Origin of the sequence: Ochrobactrum sp. SFR4 (assembly GCF_019730395.1) — a bacterium.
GTDB lineage: Bacteria > Pseudomonadota > Alphaproteobacteria > Rhizobiales > Rhizobiaceae > Pseudochrobactrum.
Window position 1 is genome coordinate 1 of sequence record NZ_JAAPBB010001094.1, and the last position, 250, is coordinate 250.

Genomic DNA, 250 nt, shown 5'->3' on the forward strand with positions numbered 1-250 from the left:
ATAGTTTTGAATGGATTCGTTAGACTCCCATTTGCGTCCGCACCAGAGGTGGAAACATTGATCGTCACGTCAGATGTTAAAATCAATCTGTATGCATCAACCATCACACTCAGAGATGAAACACTCGATTGAAGAGTTGAAATATCTGCACCAATATCATCGATCAGGTCGTTGATTGGCATCGGCGCGATTGTGCCGTCCGCCCCCATAATGATGAATTGATTATTGGCTTTCGCAATTGCTGCAAGCT

Annotated in this window: 1 protein-coding gene; it reads right to left on the minus strand. The window is 44.0% G+C overall.

All coding sequences use genetic code 11. From position 1 onward, the window contains the following. On the minus strand, positions 1-250 hold a 250-nt coding region (locus HBA93_RS22420; RefSeq protein ID WP_221724708.1), incomplete at both ends, for a hypothetical protein.